This is a genomic window from Alteromonas sp. ASW11-130 (assembly GCF_026183735.1).
In the GTDB taxonomy this organism is placed as follows: domain Bacteria; phylum Pseudomonadota; class Gammaproteobacteria; order Enterobacterales; family Alteromonadaceae; genus Alteromonas.
Genome location: NZ_JAPFRE010000045.1, coordinates 319,264 through 335,818, shown reverse-complemented (window position 1 = coordinate 335,818; position 16,555 = coordinate 319,264). Strand labels below are relative to the sequence as shown.

Annotated in this window: 15 protein-coding genes; 9 read left to right on the top strand and 6 right to left on the bottom strand. The window is 41.2% G+C overall.

What is annotated here, in order from left to right; translation table 11 throughout:
* Positions 1–328: 328 nt before the first annotated feature.
* Positions 329–1,981, top strand: a complete 1,653-nt coding sequence (locus OPS28_RS16710) for a hypothetical protein (protein WP_265610601.1) — start codon at positions 329–331, stop codon at positions 1,979–1,981.
* Positions 1,982–2,464: 483 nt separating this feature from the next.
* Here OPS28_RS16710 and OPS28_RS16705 read toward each other — a convergent pair whose 3' ends face one another.
* Together OPS28_RS16705 and OPS28_RS16700 are read right to left on the bottom strand one after the other, a co-directional pair.
* Positions 2,465–2,671 (bottom strand): transposase, encoded by a 207-nt coding sequence (locus OPS28_RS16705; protein ID WP_265610600.1) that lies wholly within the window; start codon positions 2,669–2,671, stop codon positions 2,465–2,467.
* Between the two features lie 145 nt (positions 2,672–2,816).
* Positions 2,817–2,987: a hypothetical protein gene (locus tag OPS28_RS16700; RefSeq protein ID WP_265610599.1), complete on the bottom strand. Its 171-nt coding sequence runs from the start codon at positions 2,985–2,987 to the stop codon at positions 2,817–2,819.
* A 251-nt stretch (positions 2,988–3,238) separates the two neighbouring features.
* On the opposite strand from OPS28_RS16700, the gene OPS28_RS16695 reads away from it, so the two are divergent.
* Complete coding sequence (locus tag OPS28_RS16695; RefSeq protein WP_265610598.1) at positions 3,239–4,411, top strand: GAF domain-containing sensor histidine kinase; 1,173 nt, start codon at positions 3,239–3,241, stop codon at positions 4,409–4,411.
* Between the two features lie 613 nt (positions 4,412–5,024).
* Here the strand turns inward: OPS28_RS16695 and gyrB are convergent.
* The 4 genes from gyrB to dnaA are packed head-to-tail and all read right to left on the bottom strand — an operon-like array spanning position 5,025 to position 11,190.
* Positions 5,025–7,451 carry a DNA topoisomerase (ATP-hydrolyzing) subunit B gene (gyrB, locus tag OPS28_RS16690; protein ID WP_265610597.1) on the bottom strand — a complete coding sequence of 809 codons (2,427 nt, stop codon included), beginning with the start codon at positions 7,449–7,451 and terminating at the stop codon, positions 5,025–5,027.
* A gap of 2 nt (positions 7,452–7,453) precedes the next feature.
* The gene (gene recF, locus OPS28_RS16685; RefSeq protein ID WP_265610596.1) at positions 7,454–8,548 is read right to left on the bottom strand and encodes a DNA replication/repair protein RecF; all 1,095 of its coding nucleotides are present in this window, start codon (positions 8,546–8,548) and stop codon (positions 7,454–7,456) included.
* 60 nt (positions 8,549–8,608) lie between these two features.
* A complete protein-coding gene (gene dnaN / locus OPS28_RS16680) occupies positions 8,609–9,712 on the bottom strand; it encodes a DNA polymerase III subunit beta (protein ID WP_265610595.1) in 1,104 nt (367 codons plus the stop codon).
* 47 nt (positions 9,713–9,759) lie between these two features.
* Positions 9,760–11,190 (bottom strand): chromosomal replication initiator protein DnaA, encoded by a 1,431-nt coding sequence (dnaA, locus tag OPS28_RS16675; protein ID WP_265610594.1) that lies wholly within the window; start codon positions 11,188–11,190, stop codon positions 9,760–9,762.
* Between the two features lie 575 nt (positions 11,191–11,765).
* On the opposite strand from dnaA, the gene rpmH reads away from it, so the two are divergent.
* Genes rpmH through mioC form a run of 7 tightly spaced genes read left to right on the top strand, consistent with a single transcriptional unit; the run spans position 11,766 to position 16,554 of the window.
* Entirely contained in the window at positions 11,766–11,900 is a 135-nt protein-coding gene (gene rpmH / locus OPS28_RS16670) for a 50S ribosomal protein L34 (protein ID WP_014290886.1), read from the top strand.
* Between the two features lie 15 nt (positions 11,901–11,915).
* Positions 11,916–12,278, top strand: coding sequence for a ribonuclease P protein component (rnpA, locus tag OPS28_RS16665; RefSeq protein ID WP_265610593.1), 363 nt, complete (start codon positions 11,916–11,918; stop codon positions 12,276–12,278).
* Positions 12,239–12,508: a membrane protein insertion efficiency factor YidD gene (gene yidD / locus OPS28_RS16660; RefSeq protein WP_265610592.1), complete on the top strand. Its 270-nt coding sequence runs from the start codon at positions 12,239–12,241 to the stop codon at positions 12,506–12,508. The genes rnpA and yidD overlap by 40 nt, the downstream gene beginning before the upstream one ends.
* Positions 12,509–12,518: 10 nt before the next feature.
* On the top strand, positions 12,519–14,186 hold the full coding sequence (gene yidC, locus OPS28_RS16655) for a membrane protein insertase YidC (protein ID WP_265610591.1): 1,668 nt from the start codon (positions 12,519–12,521) through the stop codon (positions 14,184–14,186).
* Positions 14,187–14,241: 55 nt separating this feature from the next.
* A complete protein-coding gene (locus OPS28_RS16650) occupies positions 14,242–14,724 on the top strand; it encodes a YajQ family cyclic di-GMP-binding protein (RefSeq protein ID WP_265610590.1) in 483 nt (160 codons plus the stop codon).
* A 5-nt stretch (positions 14,725–14,729) separates the two neighbouring features.
* Positions 14,730–16,112, top strand: coding sequence for a tRNA uridine-5-carboxymethylaminomethyl(34) synthesis GTPase MnmE (gene mnmE / locus OPS28_RS16645; protein ID WP_265610589.1), 1,383 nt, complete (start codon positions 14,730–14,732; stop codon positions 16,110–16,112).
* Between the two features lies 1 nt (position 16,113).
* The gene (gene mioC / locus OPS28_RS16640; RefSeq protein ID WP_265610588.1) at positions 16,114–16,554 is read left to right on the top strand and encodes an FMN-binding protein MioC; all 441 of its coding nucleotides are present in this window, start codon (positions 16,114–16,116) and stop codon (positions 16,552–16,554) included.
* Position 16,555: the final 1 nt, after the last annotated feature.

The following is a 16,555-nucleotide window of genomic DNA, read 5'->3' as shown; positions in this document are numbered from 1 at the left end:
GCCTGAAATACTACGCCCCCTCCGATAATGTGATTTGTGAAGCGATATACTGCGTTTATTTAGCTACCTAATTTTCGTTGGAAATGGTTTATAACTTACCCTTGCGTGCAAATATGCTTTGTTCTGTTATCTTAGTTGTGCGAACAAATGGTTGTTACTGATATTGTTGTCTTTATGTGTGTGTTGACTACACAGGCACGATGATGGGCTGTTCCTTGTGGTCATCGTTTTAACATAAGGGGTGCACTTATTATCTAATGATGGGATTAGGTGCTTGTTCATCGCTTTGCAATTTGTTTTTATCGTAATTTAGGGAAAATTACAAAATATGAAGAAAAATAAACTAAACAAACTTTTTACGCTATTAATATGTTTTTATTGCTCGTTAATGGCAAGTAATGTGCAATCTTCCGCAAACCCTTTTACCTGGAATTTAGCGGGTGATATCGCCGTTTCACCGGCTGGTAACAAAGTCGCTATCAATTGTCACAACTGTTATAACGGACCACAGAATCAAATTCTTACATTAGCGCAAGCAAATGCAAAAATTAATACAGCCATCGCTAGAGGTTCCAATTTTATAGAGTTGGATGTCGGTTTTGACGGTCAGAAAATGTGTGTCTCTCATGAACCAGCTTCTAGAGTGTGTTCAACCTTCGATTCATCTAAATCGGAGTATGAGCCTTTGCTAAACGATATTTTAGCTAACCCAACATTGCTAAACTCCACTGCCAGCCTTGCCATCGAAGTGAAGTCAATAACGAGCGGAAACACTGATGGCTTTGTCACCGAATTTTTGACAGTGCTGTCTAAGCCTTCATTTTCGAAGTACTTCAGCAATGGACGAGAGGTACTGGTAAGAGGATTTCATTACAAAATACCCACCCTGCTTAAAATTAAAAATGCAGCAGCCCAAGGAACGTTCGGTACCCTGATAGCAAACAAACTAAAGTATTCCGTGCTTTATTGGGGAGTTAATTGGGGCGGACTAAACTCTATTAATGCACTCCAGTCTTCCATTTATAACGACGTGTATAAAAATAACTTACATTTCGTTGAGTTTAAATATCAAATGAAAGATCTTTTAGGGGCAAGTCAATATGCAAAATCACTTGGTTTGGGCGTAGGGGTTGGCTCTATTCCTGTTGCAAATGGCGATGCATTTGTTGCGGCACTACGTGAAGAGTTTGATTTAGTCACATCGGATTACCGGGTGGATTACGCAAAAAATGTAATCAAAGAAAAAAACCTACTTGCGTATCTGAATGCCGCAACGTGTACCAATGAATTTGATAATCAACTGTACTTTCATGTTAATTATTGGGGGGGCGCCGGTACAATAGCCCGACCAGTTGACCGTGCGCCTACCAGTACTTTGTTCGGGTATCCTCAACTGCATTATGATAGTAAAGGACAAGATAGATTCTCATGCTCATTAGATTTCAGAACGAATCAGGGGCTACGTTATCGAGCAGTTAATTTAGGTCAGCGAAGCAATACCGCCGGCAATGGCTTCTTAGTTTCTGCATATGTGAATTTTGACAAACTCTCAAATTTTTCTGAAGGTGTAATGGCGTTGGTGAGCAAAGCTGAAAGCGGCGGTTTCGCACTGGAGCTTGCCAACTCTGGGGGCAAAAATATTATTCGTTTTGGTGTACGAGTTAATGGCAAATATCGCTATAAAACCTACGACATAGCTTCCACAGGGTTAGGAGGTTTAAACCAAAGGATTAATGGAAGTGACGGTTATTTCATCGTAGGCGCTTACGATGGTGATGGTGGGCTTTATCTTTGGATTGACAACAAAAGAGATAACTCCCTCTCTCAATATGCTGGAGGTGTAGAGTCAAGTAATGTGAATATTTTTATTGGTGCGGATCCACAGCCATCTGCCAGCCGCGACACTCGTTTCTTTTTCGATGGTTTAATTCAACATGTGTCTGTTATCGACTGGGGCCACCACCCCTCAGGGACAAACTAGTCTATAGTTGATTCAGGTCGCCAAGGCGACCTGATAGCTTATCTATATCTTATATAGCCACAATGCCATGAGGTTAGGTGATTCCCTCAAGTTCAAAATGGGATGCAAAAAAGAATAATCATCCACATATACTACCATACTGTATGCTCTGACGATCCAAACACGCGTGCAACTACACACATTTGCTCCACAGCACGGTCAAGCTCGCAATTGCTTTTTTAATTTCCATTTGTCTCAGTAATTCCATATTCATGTATTTCCTGACGACCCGTTTAATTCCAGCGATATGGCTAAATCTAGGGTCGTTGGGCGTTCGTGCAGATTCTCCTTTTGGGAACGCCCCCTCGTGCCCGACGCCGAATTTCTCTTATAAAATATGCAGGGGTTATTCTTTTTCAGTCGTAATCAATGCTGTTTAGGGAATCGATAAAAGCTGGAGGTCTCGTTTATAAATGTTTCTAATTTGTCTCTAGCAGCGGTTAGTCACATGCTGCGCTGCTCATCGCCTACTTGTGTTAATTTCTTTCGCGCAACAACCAAAGTTTCCGTGCCGTGGATGGCTTTAGCTTTAAGTATATTTAGAACACAGCTGGTTTTGGTGCGTGCTACAGCGCTGAACACGGTGCGGTAAGTGTGGACTGTACAACGCTGCCACAACGCCTCAGGATAGTATTCAGCCGTCAATTCCATTAGACCCTATACATACCAACGCTGCTTGTGAGTTTGACGCTTGTCAGGCCGCGTGGCTTTGAATAAGATAAGAAGCCTGGTCGACCTGCTTTATCTTCCTTCACGCCTTCGGCTATCCCAACGACTATGGCCGGCCTCACCTATACTAGTTTCCCCAATACTGATACATTGTGGACTTCGCCAGCAGAATTTCGTTTAATGCTAATTTATCGTTGCAACACTGTTCGGTCACCCATCCCTTATTCTGGATTGATACTGCGACCTGATAGTTCAGGGCCGGGTCGACCTCGGTAATAAAAATGAGGTCAGTATTCATATTAATTTCCATTTACGGCACACAATTTAATAATGAGTGTAATTATCATTATTTAATCGATTTTTTATACAAATTATCTATTGATTCTGTGTGGTTCGTTTTAGAAAATTTGATAAGCTAGCTCATTGCGAAAGAAGAAGCGTGACGACGCCTATCTATAACCACGTAAGTGTAAACATCCTATTGTTATTTGCATCTAAATAAGTTGCTTTGGACGATAAAATTTCTGGTCTAATTTGTGAGTGTAAATTGTGACATCAGTCTTAGATGATATTAAGCGTGTTCAGGCAATTGAGGCAGTACCTCATATTATGAAAATGATCTCAGAAGCAACCGGTCTTAGGTTCATCTGCATAGCGAGAGTTACCGAGAGCAATTGGACTACATGTGCAGTGTTAGATTTAGTTGATTATAATTTAGCGCCTGGTGATGAACTTGCTATCCAAACTACGTATTGTCAACACGTTCGAAAGTCTTCTACCCCGATAATCATCGACAGTGTAAAACATGATGAAAACTATCGTGATAGCCCCATTCCTAAAATGTATAAATTCGAAAGTTACTTTTCGTATCCAATATATGGACGAAACGGTGAATTTTTCGGTACGTTATGTGGCTTAGACCCTGAACCTGCTGATTTAAAGAATACGCAAATTAAAAGCCAAATCCTTGCCTTCGCAAATCTTCTTTCCCGTCAGCTTATGGATCAAGAGCGCTTCGACCAAGTCCAAACCGCACTGTCGGATGAGAAAAGTGCGGCACGCTTAAGGGAGCAATACATAGCCATACTAGGACATGATATTCGCACGCCCCTATCATCTTTTTCTTTATCTGTAGATTTATTAAAAGACCATTTAAATGATGAATTCTCAAAGAAAATTCTAAGAAAAATGACCAATAGTGTTGGCAGGATGAAAGCGCTAATAAATAACGTGATGGATTTTACTCAAGGGCGCGTTGGTGGTGGGATTACTATTTATCCACATACCGTTGAAAATCTTGAAGCTCTCATTGAACATGCGGTTTCAGAGCTTACTGACTTAAATAAATCATGTCGAATAGATTGCGATATACACCTTCCTTCGCCAGTTAAATGTGATCCACATCGTATTTGCCAACTTCTTTCTAATCTATTAATAAATGCCATTACCCATGGAGACACTTCAAGCCCTATATTGGTTTGTGCATACGAAAGAAATGGTCAATTTCTTATTGAAGTGACAAACGAAGGCTCTGAAATCCCGCGTGAAATTCAACAACGTTTGTTCCAACCCTTTTGGCGCTGTGAACAAAACAAGGAAAGTAAGGGCTTAGGTTTAGGGTTATTCATCGCCTCCGAAATAGCTAAAGCGCACTCAGGCGATTTATCTGTTTTATCGGAGAACAGTAAGACGACCTTTACTTTCAGAATGAAAGTTTCCTAGACGACTATTCTCCCTTCTGAATAGTCTTATCGTTGCATACGTAGAAATACTACTCGATTTGCTAGCCGCTATTAAAGCTTGTATGTCTATCGAAGACTGATAACGAACATATATCCGAAATAGTATCTGTCTGTGTATTTTTAAATACAGCACACGGGCGGTGGTCGCTAGGATACATGTGCCGGCCTTTTGTCTTAGGTTACAAAATATTATTAAACCAGTATGGAGTATTTCATTGTAGCTAAAGTGCGATCGGTTAGTGAAAAGTAAAAAGTAGAAGGTAGAAAGTAGAAAGTAGATCTAGTAAAGCCGTGCGAGCGAAGCAGTACCGTTTTCCACCTCCCTCTAAATGACACAATTCTAAACTAAAGTGTCTGTTTTTCTTTGCCACTACCGGCGCGGGTTCTCGTGATTAAAGCTGTCCTTACATTATTAATTTCAGAATTTCTAAATTACCTCTAAGTTGGAATAGCAAAGCTCAAAACTTTTCCCTTAGCGCGCACACTATCTGCCATCGATAATTTAATGACTACGTATCGATAGAAATGCAACTTAATAATGAAAAAAGCGGCCATGGGGCCGCTTTTGGTAAGGTTCGAGTATTAATATCTAACTATACATCTAAGTTTTCGACTTTTAGCGCATTTGCTTCAATGAATGCGCGACGTGGTTCTACCTGGTCGCCCATTAGTGTAGTAAATAATTGGTCACATGCTATAGCGTCTTCAATAGTAACTTGCAACATGCGTCGGCTCGCGGGATCCATCGTGGTTTCCCAAAGTTGTTCGGGATTCATCTCCCCTAACCCTTTGTAACGCTGTATGTATTGACCGCGCTTAGCCTCTCCCATTAACCAATCAAGTGCTTGTTTGAATGAACGTATTTGGTGCTTACGCTCACCACGCTGAACAAACGCTCCTTCATCCATCATATTATTGATAGCGTCATTTAAATTACGAATTTTTTCGTATTCAGTCGAGTCGATAAAATCATGGTTAAGTTTATATTCGTAGTCGATTCCATGCATACGCATAATAATCGATATATAGAACTCACTCATTTCTTCATCACGTTTTATTTCAAAACGGAATTCAGCACCATCAGACGTTTTCTTGTCATTTAAACTAGCAATAAGATGTTCTGCTGTATCTCTTAGCGCACTTTCATTTTTTAAGTCTTCTAATAAGATAGTCTTGGTGTACAGTAAACGGTAAAGGATGGTCTCTGGCATCATTCTACGCATACGCGTAATCATTTTTTCAACGCTTTGATACTGTTTAACAAGCTCTTCTAGCCCTACCCCAGAGATAGGTGCAGCATCTTCACTTGCATATAATGCAGCACCATCCAATGCAATAGACGTCAAATATTGAACGAGTGAATCATCATCTTTCAGATATTGTTCCTGTTTACCTTTTTTCACTTTGTATAAAGGTGGTTGAGCAATATAGACGTATCCCCGCTCGATTATTTCAGGCATCTGACGATAAAAGAAAGTTAATAATAGGGTCCGAATATGCGATCCATCTACGTCGGCATCGGTCATGATAATGATGCGGTGATAGCGCAATTTATCTGGATTGTACTCGTCCCTGCCGATACCGCAGCCTAACGCAGTGATAAGTGTAGCTACCTCTTGCGACGAAAGCATTTTATCGAATCTAGCTTTCTCCACATTTAGGATTTTACCTTTAAGTGGCAAAATAGCTTGGTACTTTCGACTACGACCTTGCTTGGCTGAACCGCCAGCAGAGTCACCCTCCACTATATACAGTTCACTTAGTGCAGGGTCTTTTTCCTGACAATCAGCAAGTTTCCCCGGGAGTCCCGCTAAATCCAACGCACCTTTTCTACGTGTCATTTCACGCGCTTTACGTGCCGCTTCTCGGGCACGGGCGGCATCGATAATTTTCGAAGCGATAATTTTACTTTCTGCAGGGTTCTCTAAAAGAAATTCAGAAAGTTTATCATTCATTGTGGACTCAACAGCTGGGCGTACCTCTGAAGATACTAGCTTGTCTTTAGTTTGCGATGAAAACTTCGGATCAGGGACCTTAACAGAGATAACGGCGGTTAACCCTTCACGGGCATCATCACCACTCGCATTCGTTTTTGCTTTTTTGTTTAGGCCTTCCTGCTCCATATAATTATTCAACGTACGGGTAAGTGCTCCACGAAAGCCAGCTAAGTGTGAACCGCCATCCCGTTGTGGAATATTGTTAGTAAAACAGAAAATATTTTCCTGGAAACTGTCATTCCACTGCATTGCCACTTCTACTGAAATACCATCTTCTGGTCTTTCATGGGCAAAATGAAACACTTTTTGATGAACAGGTGTTTTATTTTGGTTCAGGTATTCAACAAAAGCCCGTATACCGCCTTCGTATTTGAAGTGATCTTCTTTGCCGTCCCGTTCATCGACTAACTTTATTGATACACCTGAATTTAGAAACGAAAGCTCTCGCAAACGCTTTGCTAAGATATCATAGTGAAATTCAACATCTGTGAATGTATCTTCACTTGGCCAAAAACGAAGGGTCGTACCTGACTTATCCGTTTCCCCAATTTCTGCTAGAGGAGCTTGAGGCACGCCGTGTTGGTATTCTTGTTCATGGGTTTTACCATCCCGACGAATTCGTAACTTGAGTTTTTTAGACAGAGCATTTACTACAGAGACGCCTACCCCGTGAAGTCCCCCTGAGACCTTATAGGAATTATCGTCGAACTTACCCCCGGCATGGAGTACAGTCATAATAACTTCGGCTGCAGATACGCCCTCTTCTTCATGAATAGATGTGGGAATTCCGCGTCCATCGTCAGATACCGAAACTGAACCATCAGAATGAATTTGAACAACTATTTCACTACAGTGTCCTGCTAATGCCTCATCGATAGAATTGTCGACCACTTCAAAAACCATGTGGTGCAGCCCGGTACCATCATCGGTATCACCAATATACATACCAGGACGTTTGCGCACTGCATCTAATCCCTTCAGTACCTTAATACTGGAAGAATCGTAATTTTGCTGTTCTGACATACTTAGTTGCTCTCCTCTTTCACGATGCCATGTTCCACGTGAAACATTCTTTTATCGTTGTAATTCTTTACGAAGTCGATCATCTCACCGACTATTGCTGTTACTACTACTTGTGTATTCGTTTCCAACAAGCTAGTTAAAAACTTTTCTCTTCGGATGCTGTCTAACTCGGCACCAATATCATCAAGTAGAAAAATACTTTGTCTCTGTGATTGTGCGTTAAATAGCTTTGTTTGCGCCAATTGTAAAGCTGCTACCGTCATTCTAAGTTGACCTCTGGAAAGCATCTCTTGCGCCGAAACACTATTAACTTTTATTTTTAAATCTGCTTTATGGGGACCTACCGAAGTGTAACCAACTCTGTAGTCATAATCGCGTTTTCTTTGCAGGGCTTCTTCGAAAGAATGATGTTTATCCCACCCCCTATAATAAGCAATTTCGACACAAAACTCAGGTAAAAATTGCTCCATTATCGATTTAAAATAGGGAATTAACGCTTGTATATATTGCTGACGCTTTAAACTAATAAATTCTGCCGATTCTTTTAGTTTCTCCGTCCAGAAACTATGTTCTGGTCTGGTCAGGTCATCGCCCTTCTTAATTATTGCATTTCGTTGCTTTAATAATAATTGATATGTCCGCGACTGCGCTTGAAAAGATTGTTCCACGTGAAACACACCCCAATCAATAAATCGTCTTCGGTCTGAAGGGCTGCCAACCAATAAGTCGGTACTCTGCGGGGTAAAAAGCTGCACCGGTACTAAACTCACTAGGTCAGACAATTTTTTGGAATGTTCACCATTCACGTTACAAGTAACCTCGTTGGTGCGAGTACGTTGTATTCCTACTTTTATAGGGGATGAATTATCGATATCACACTTAGCGAATACGCTGAACGACGATTGCTCTTCTTTAATTACAGACTCATGCTTATTTGTCCTGAAGGAGCGACCGTAACCTAAATAATAAATTGCTTCTAATAATGAAGATTTCCCGCTGCCGTTCTGCCCCCTTATAACTGATAAGGAAGGAGATAGGTTTAAGCAAGCAGAGGAAATATTTCTGAAGTTTGATATCTGGACTTGCGCCAGTTTCATAGAAATCTCAAAGGGCTTTGATAGCATTGTACCCTACTTCTTAGAAGTAGGGTTCCAAAACTATAGACGCATCGGCATGATAACATAAAGCGCGGAATCATCATCTGCCGCTTCTATTAATGCGCTAGCATTTGCATCTGATAGGGATATCTTAACGGATTCAGCCGAAAGCGCATTCAATACATCAATCAGGTAAGCAACGTTAAAGCCTATTTCCAGATCATCACCCTGGTAATCAACATCGACAATTTCTTCTGCCTCTTCTTGTTCAGGGTTATTTGCCGTAATTTTAAGTTCACCGGAAGATAGGTTTAAACGCACACCCCTGAATTTTTCATTAGATAGAATAGCTGCGCGCGAAAAAGCTTCTTTCAAAACCGCTTTACTCGCGATAATTTCTTTATCGCCATCTTTAGGAAGAACGCGACGGTAATCAGGAAAACGACCGTCAACTAATTTACTGGTAAAAATGAATTCACTCGAAAACAAACGCAGATGATTGGCGCCTATTTGAATCTTAAGGGACTTATCCTCTTCACCTATTAAACGGGATATTTCAAGCACGCCCTTGCGAGGGATAATAACCTGGCGTGCCGGTAAACTGGCTCCTTCAAACCCAAATCTACATAACGCTAGGCGATGACCGTCCGTTGCTACCGTACGTACAAGATTGTCTTCTGTTTCTAAGGACATCCCATTTAAATAATAACGTACATCTTGCTGAGCCATCGAAAAGTGTGTGCTATCAATAAGATGTTTCAAATCACTGGACGTTACTTCGAACTCAACTTCGCCTTCCCAATCTTCAAGATTAGGATAATCATTAGCTGAAAGCGTGGATAAAGTATATTTACCCCTGCCCGCTTTCATTAGCGCTTTATTTCCATCTACCGAAAACTGAATATCAGTACCGTCAGATAGCCCTCTGATTATATCAAACAACTTTTTGGCTGGAACTGTAATTTCGCCTTCCTGTATTTCACCTTCAAGAGGGGTACTAGAAATTAATTCAACCTCAAGGTCCGTTCCCGTTAGCCAAAGTGATCCTTCACTAACTTTTATTAGTACATTGGATAAAATTGGTAGGGTATGCCGGCGTTCGACGGCGCCAGACACTAATTGTAGGGGTTGCAAAAATTTTTCACGGCTGATGGAAAATTTCATCGGTTCTTGTTGCGCCTCTTTAAATGCATCTTAACGGAATATTTAAGTTAAGAAGATAACGTCCTAATAAGGTTTTTATAGTCTTCCTTTATATCATGACTTTCTTCTCTAAGCTGCTCTATTTTTCGGCATGCGTGAAGCACTGTAGTGTGATCTCGGCCGCCGAATGCATTGCCTAGTTCTGGTAGACTATGATTAGTTAATTCTTTTGATAATGCCATAGCTACTTGTCTGGGCCTTGCAACACTTCGACTGCGACGCTTAGAGAGAATATCTGCAACTTTAATTTTATAATAATCTGCAACAGTTTTCTGAATATTATCAACAGTTACTAACTTTTCTTGCAGGGCCAATAAATCACGTAACGCTTCGCGCACAAAATCTATGGTGATGGGCCGACCCGTAAAGTTTGCATTTGCAATAACACGATTCAACGCCCCTTCTAATTCCCGAACATTTGAACGCAACCGTTTAGCGATAAAGAAGGCTACTTCATTGGGCAGATTAATACGATTTTCAGTTGCCTTACGCATTAAAATAGCAACCCGAGTTTCAAGCTCAGGAGGCTCAATAGCAATAGTCAAACCCCAGCCAAAACGAGATTTTAATCGATCCTCTACGCCATCAATCTCTTTGGGGTAACGATCCGACGTCAATATGATTTGTTGGTTACCTTCCAACAATGCATTAAAGGTATGGAAAAACTCTTCCTGAGATCGTTCTTTATTAGCGAAAAATTGAATATCATCAATCAGTAATGCATCTACTGAGCGATAAAAACGTTTGAAATCTTCTATCGCATTATTCTGCAGCGCTTTAACCATATCCTGAACAAAACGCTCAGAATGCATATAGACGATTCTAGCATTTTGACGATTTGCAATGATGCCATTACCCACTGCGTGAAGTAAGTGAGTTTTACCTAAACCCGTCCCTCCATAAATAAATAGAGGATTATAGGAGCCGCCAGGATTATTAGCGACCTGGGTGGCGGCAGCTCTTGCTAACTGGTTAGATTTACCTTCTACAAAGTTATCAAATTGATAATTTGGATTAATATTACTCTTATGTTTAGCCGCCTCAGGAATAGGTACGACTATTGGAGAAGTAGTTGGTTTCGCTTCTGTTGGTTTTCTAGCCTTATCATTCACCGCATTGTATTGCGTTGTAGCGGACGAAGACATAGTTGCAGGCGCTTGGCTACTACTTGGCGTTTGATTGGTTTTGATTTCAGGAGCTCGACGGCTCACCACTTCTAAACGAAGTTGTGGTGCTTCATTACCTGCGAACTCGGCAAACAGCTCGGTTACCTTGTCACGATATTTATCACGCACCCAATCCAGAATAAAACGGTTGGGCGCATATAACGTAATAACGTCAGCCTGCTCATCTGATGTCAACGGTCTTATCCACATGCTGAACTGCTGGTTAGGCAATTCTTGCCTTAACCTATCAAGACAGAGGTTCCATAATGACATGTTAAAAAAATGCTCCTATGCGCGACGAACACAGAATCTACTAAAAAATAAATTGCGTGAAGATGACTAATTGAGAATGGATATTTCAAAAAAGAAATATCAAACGTTGCGCAAATTTTTAAAGGTTTAATATTATGCTGTGGATTATCCTTGTTTTACTGCAGAATGTAAATCGGGATCATTACAGATCACTAAGATCGTTTTATTATATGATTGTTTTTACTTATTAAAATTTCGTAACTTGCTTGACAAAGTATAGATCGAAGGATCCACTGTACATACGATCATTAACCCAAAAATGTAATTGAAAGCGCTCAGAAAAATGTAATCTGTGGATAAATGTATTGACAGATCTGATTTATTCACACAGCGCTTTTATACCTGCAGAGTTTTTAAACCTACTTGAACAAATTACCAACATTATTTTTGTTTTTCGTACCAGTTAAGATTGACAGCAAGGCTTTAGATCTCTAGAATTCAGCGTCCTTTTGGAAGGGTAGCTAAAAAATAGTCATTTAACATGTGACGTATTCGAAAACTGCCTAAATTTAATTTTTGTTTGTGAGACTTTGGTCATGAAAAGAACATTTCAACCGAGCAACCTAAAGCGTAAGCGTTCACACGGTTTCCGTGCTCGTATGGCGACCAAAAACGGTCGTAAAGTACTTGCAGCTCGCCGTGCAAAGGGCCGTGCTCGCCTTTCTGCTTAATGGTTAGTTGCCGAAGTGGGCGAAAATCAATTTTCTAGGGAGTTACGATTACTAACTCCCTCCCACTTTACCCGTGTTTTTAATAAGGCTATTCCAGCCGTATCTCCTGCTTTTACCTTACTTGCTAGACATAATCAGCTTGAAAATCCCCGGCTTGGCATCACATTATCTAAAAAGCGCATAAGAAAAGCGCACGATCGTAACCGTATTAAAAGAATCATACGCGAAAGCTTTCGCCATAAGGCTCATCAACTACCCCCGATAGATATTATTGTCGTGGGCAAGTCTGGCGCTGATCAGCTCAGCAATGACGAAATATTTAAAACTTTGGAAAAGCAATGGCAAAAGTTAGTCAAACGTTGCGCCGAATCACAATAGGCATTCCCTTATTACTTATTTGGGTATATAAACTGTTGATTTCACCTATGCTTGGACAACGGTGCAGGTTTCATCCCACCTGTTCACAATATGCTATTGATGCATTAAAAACACACGGATTGGTAATTGGCGGTTGGTTATCGGTGAAACGCATATTAAAATGCCATCCTTTGCACGCGGGCGGATGTGATCCAGTCCCAAACAAACAAAACAACAAACCTATAAAGTAAAGAGACCTCTATGGAATCGCAACGTAGTTTTTTGGTTATTGGCCTGGCACTAGTCAGTTTTCTGCTATGGCAGCAGTGGCATGTAGATTATGGTCCAAAACCCGTCGAGCCAATTGGCACGGAACAATCAGTATCTTCACAAAATGAAGGCGTGGCTTCAACAGAACCTGCTATTCAGGCGAGTGAAGACGTTCCAGTATCTACGCCACAGGCTGGTAATCAGCTTCCCTCGGCAACTAATTCGAATACGTCACGCTTAATCACAGTTTCAACCGATACGCTGGATCTAAAAGTAGATTTGGTGGGCGGTGATATCGTTTATGCCGATTTAAATAAGTTTCCGGTCAAGCAAGGGTCCTCCCAGCCTTATAGCTTACTTAGAAACAATGAGCAGCTCTACATAGCGCAGAGTGGCTTGGTAGGGGCTAATGGACCGGATGGAAGTTCACAAGGTCGGCCTAGATACAGCGTAGCTCACCAAAGCTATACCCTTGAAGGTGATACGCTGGAAGTTCCTCTAAGATGGCGGAATTCAGCCGGCATTGTGGTAACCAAAACACTAAAGTTTACCCGCGGAAAACACGACATAGATGTTGTTTACACAATTGAAAACAATACGGCACAAACAGCTAATGTCCAACAATATGCTCAGTTGAAACAAATTCTTGCTGATTCAGATGGAAATGTTTTCATGCCAACTTATCGCGGTGCCGCCTACTCGACCGAAGATGAACGCTATGATAAATACACCTTTGACGATATCGAAGACAAGAATCTTCGCGAAACCACGTTAGGTGGTTGGGTAGGTATGCTGGAACACTATTTTGTATCTGCTTGGGTGCCTCCTCAGGATCAAGTTAACAAAATATACAGCCGGTTAATTCGCAATCAATACGCCATTATCGGTTTTACCGGTGAGCCAGTAAATATCGCTAGTGGTGAGTCGACTACATTAGCCTCTCGACTCTACCTCGGCCCCAAAGATCAGGATGAGTTAGAGACCATCGCTCGTGGATTAGATTTAACTGTTGATTACGGTGTTTTATGGTGGATTTCAAAACCGTTATTTAAATTGTTGCAAATTCTGCACGATCTCGTTGGAAACTGGGGACTGGCCATTATTCTAATCACGATTATTGTGAAAGGAATTATGTACCCTCTCACTAAGAAGCAATACGAGTCGATGGCTAAACTGCGTAATTTAGCTCCTAAGATGCAGCAATTAAAGGAACGTTACGGCGACGATCGGCAAAAAATGTCGCAGGGAATGATGGACTTATACCGCAAAGAAAAGGTCAACCCAATGGGCGGTTGTTTCCCACTATTGTTACAGATGCCTATCTTTTTAGCGTTGTATTGGGTATTTATGGAAAGTGTGGAATTGCGTCACGCAGAGTTCTACTTATGGATTACCGATTTATCAGTAAAAGACCCGTACTTCGTCTTGCCTGTTCTTACTGGCGCAAGTATGTATCTGTTGCAAAAACTGCAACCCAATACCATCAGCGATCCCATGCAACAAAAAATTATGCAGTGGATGCCGGTTATGATGAGTGTGTTCTTCCTTTGGTTCCCTGCAGGACTGGTACTTTACTGGCTCGTCAGCAACGTTATCACTCTGATTCAGGCGAAGATAATCTACGCTTCAATGGAAAAACGCGGATTACAGACTAAATAAATAGAACTTAAAACAGCCCTATAAGGGCTGTTTTGATTACGTACGAGGAATACATATGCCATCATTTGATATTGTTTCAGAAATCAACATGGAAGAAGTGCGCAATGCTACCGAAAATGCCAACAGAGAATTGTCTACACGGTTTGATTTTCGGGGTGTAGAGGCGAGCTTTGAATACAAGGATAAAACAGTAAAAATGCAAGCTGAGGCAGAATTCCAGTTACAGCAAATGGAATCCATGTTTCGCAATGCTTGCGCTAAACGAAACCTAGATACCTCATCGATGGATGTTAAAGATTTTGACCATCGCGGAAAAAATTTCTATCAAACAATTGCCTTTAAAGAAGGTATCGAACAGCCTGTAGCGAAGAAAATTGTTAAATTAATGAAAGACGCAAAGTTGAAAGTGCAAGCTTCTATACAAGGTGACCAGCTACGTGTTACAGCGAAAAAACGTGACGATTTACAAGAAGCGATTGCGTTGGTTAAACAATCTGACCTTGGGCAGCCTTTCCAATACACTAACTTTAGAGACTAATTCGTTTGGAATTCCCTACTCATGAAACCATTGTAGCCCAAGCTACTGCACCTGGTAGAGGTGGTGTAGGGATTATTCGTGTCTCGGGGCCTGAAGCAAAAGCTGTAAGCAAAGCTATATTGCATACTTCGCTTACACCGCGACTAGCGTCCTATTGTCCTTTTTACGACTCGCATAATAATATTATAGATCAGGGTATTGCTCTTTTTTTCTCTGGCCCTAACTCCTTTACAGGAGAAGACGTACTTGAATTACAAGGCCACGGCGGACAAGTCGTTATGGATATGCTGATTGATGCCGTCTTACAAGTACCAGGAATACGTTTAGCCAGGCCAGGCGAGTTTAGCGAACAGGCATTCTTAAACGATAAGCTCGATTTAGCACAAGCAGAGGCAATTGCCGATCTTATTGACGCAAGTTCTAAGCAAGCCGCAAGAAGTGCACTTCGCTCGCTACAAGGTGAATTTTCTGAGCAGATTAATCAGCTTGCAGAGCAGGTTATTCAATTAAGAATGTATGTGGAAGCAGCAATCGATTTTCCGGATGAAGAAATTGATTTTCTGTCTGATGGAAAAGTGACCTCAGATTTAAATGCTATCCTACAACAACTAAAGCACGTGCAACATCAGGCTAAACAAGGTTCATTGCTCCGGGAAGGGATGCATGTAGTTATTGCGGGTCGTCCCAATGCAGGTAAATCTAGTTTACTTAATGCCTTAGCGGGCCGAGATAGCGCTATCGTGACAGATATTGCTGGTACCACGCGCGATATTCTTAAAGAGCATATTCATATTGAAGGGATGCCTGTACATATAATTGATACTGCTGGCTTAAGAGAAAGTACTGACGAAGTTGAATTAATAGGTATTAAACGCGCATGGCAAGCCATAGAAGAGGCTGACCGGGTGTTGTTTGTAGTAGATAGTACTGAATCAAATGAAGCTGACCCGTATAAGATATGGCCTGAATTTATGCATCGCTTGCCTGACAGTGTTCCTGTTACCGTAATAAGGAACAAAGCGGACTTATCAGGCGAGCCAATAGGACAAGAAACGCTTTCGTCTGAACATAACGATACCACCATACTAAGATTATCCGCCAATACGGGAAATGGAATTGAATTATTAATTCAGCATCTCGCTAAAACAATGGGTTTGGATACCACAACTGAAGGTAAGTTCATTGCTCGTCGTCGTCATCTCGATGCATTGGCCAATGCACTTAACCACTTAGAAAGCGGACAATTACAATTGACCGAGCACCTTGCAGGTGAACTGCTAGCTGAAGAACTTCGTCTGGCCCATCAAGAATTGACAGAAATTACCGGCGAATTCACTTCTGACGATTTGTTAGGAAGAATATTTTCTTCATTTTGTATTGGTAAATAATATGTCAAATTACGCGATAATTGTAGGTTCTGTGTTGGGCGCATCAGAATATGTAGCAGACGCACTAGCAGAACATATCACCCAACAAAAGGGCACTGTTGAAATTCATCTTGCGCCTGACTTAAGTCAAATAAGTAAAGACACTATCTGGATTGTTTGTACCTCCACTCACGGTGCCGGTGACCTACCAGACAATATACAACCTTTTGCAGAGCAATTAGAAAACGCAGATCTGTCGACTGTATCTGCATTTGTAATAGGTTTAGGCGATAGCAGTTACGATACCTTTTGCCAGGGAGCCAAAACAATGGAGACGTTACTTAAGCAAGCTGGTGCAAATATCATAGCTACACCACTTCATATTGACGTATTAATTCATCCTATACCAGAAGATGAAGCGGTAGCCTGGTTTACTTCACATTCGAGTACTCAACTGGCTTAAT

Excerpts from the sequence above, each read along its gene's own strand:
- OPS28_RS16650 (WP_265610590.1), top strand. The coding sequence starts at position 14,242 with ATGCCATCATTTGATATTGTTTCAGAAATCAACATGGAAGAAGTGCGC.
- dnaN (WP_265610595.1), bottom strand. The coding sequence starts at position 9,712 with ATGAAATTTTCCATCAGCCGTGAAAAATTTTTGCAACCCCTACAATTA.
- yidD (WP_265610592.1), top strand. The coding sequence starts at position 12,239 with ATGGCAAAAGTTAGTCAAACGTTGCGCCGAATCACAATAGGCATTCCC.
- recF (WP_265610596.1), bottom strand. The coding sequence starts at position 8,548 with ATGAAACTGGCGCAAGTCCAGATATCAAACTTCAGAAATATTTCCTCT.
- dnaA (WP_265610594.1), bottom strand. The coding sequence starts at position 11,190 with ATGTCATTATGGAACCTCTGTCTTGATAGGTTAAGGCAAGAATTGCCT.
- OPS28_RS16710 (WP_265610601.1), top strand. The coding sequence starts at position 329 with ATGAAGAAAAATAAACTAAACAAACTTTTTACGCTATTAATATGTTTT.
- yidC (WP_265610591.1), top strand. The coding sequence starts at position 12,519 with ATGGAATCGCAACGTAGTTTTTTGGTTATTGGCCTGGCACTAGTCAGT.
- rpmH (WP_014290886.1), top strand. The coding sequence starts at position 11,766 with ATGAAAAGAACATTTCAACCGAGCAACCTAAAGCGTAAGCGTTCACAC.
- OPS28_RS16700 (WP_265610599.1), bottom strand. The coding sequence starts at position 2,987 with ATGAATACTGACCTCATTTTTATTACCGAGGTCGACCCGGCCCTGAAC.
- OPS28_RS16705 (WP_265610600.1), bottom strand. The coding sequence starts at position 2,671 with ATGGAATTGACGGCTGAATACTATCCTGAGGCGTTGTGGCAGCGTTGT.
- mioC (WP_265610588.1), top strand. The coding sequence starts at position 16,114 with ATGTCAAATTACGCGATAATTGTAGGTTCTGTGTTGGGCGCATCAGAA.
- gyrB (WP_265610597.1), bottom strand. The coding sequence starts at position 7,451 with ATGTCAGAACAGCAAAATTACGATTCTTCCAGTATTAAGGTACTGAAG.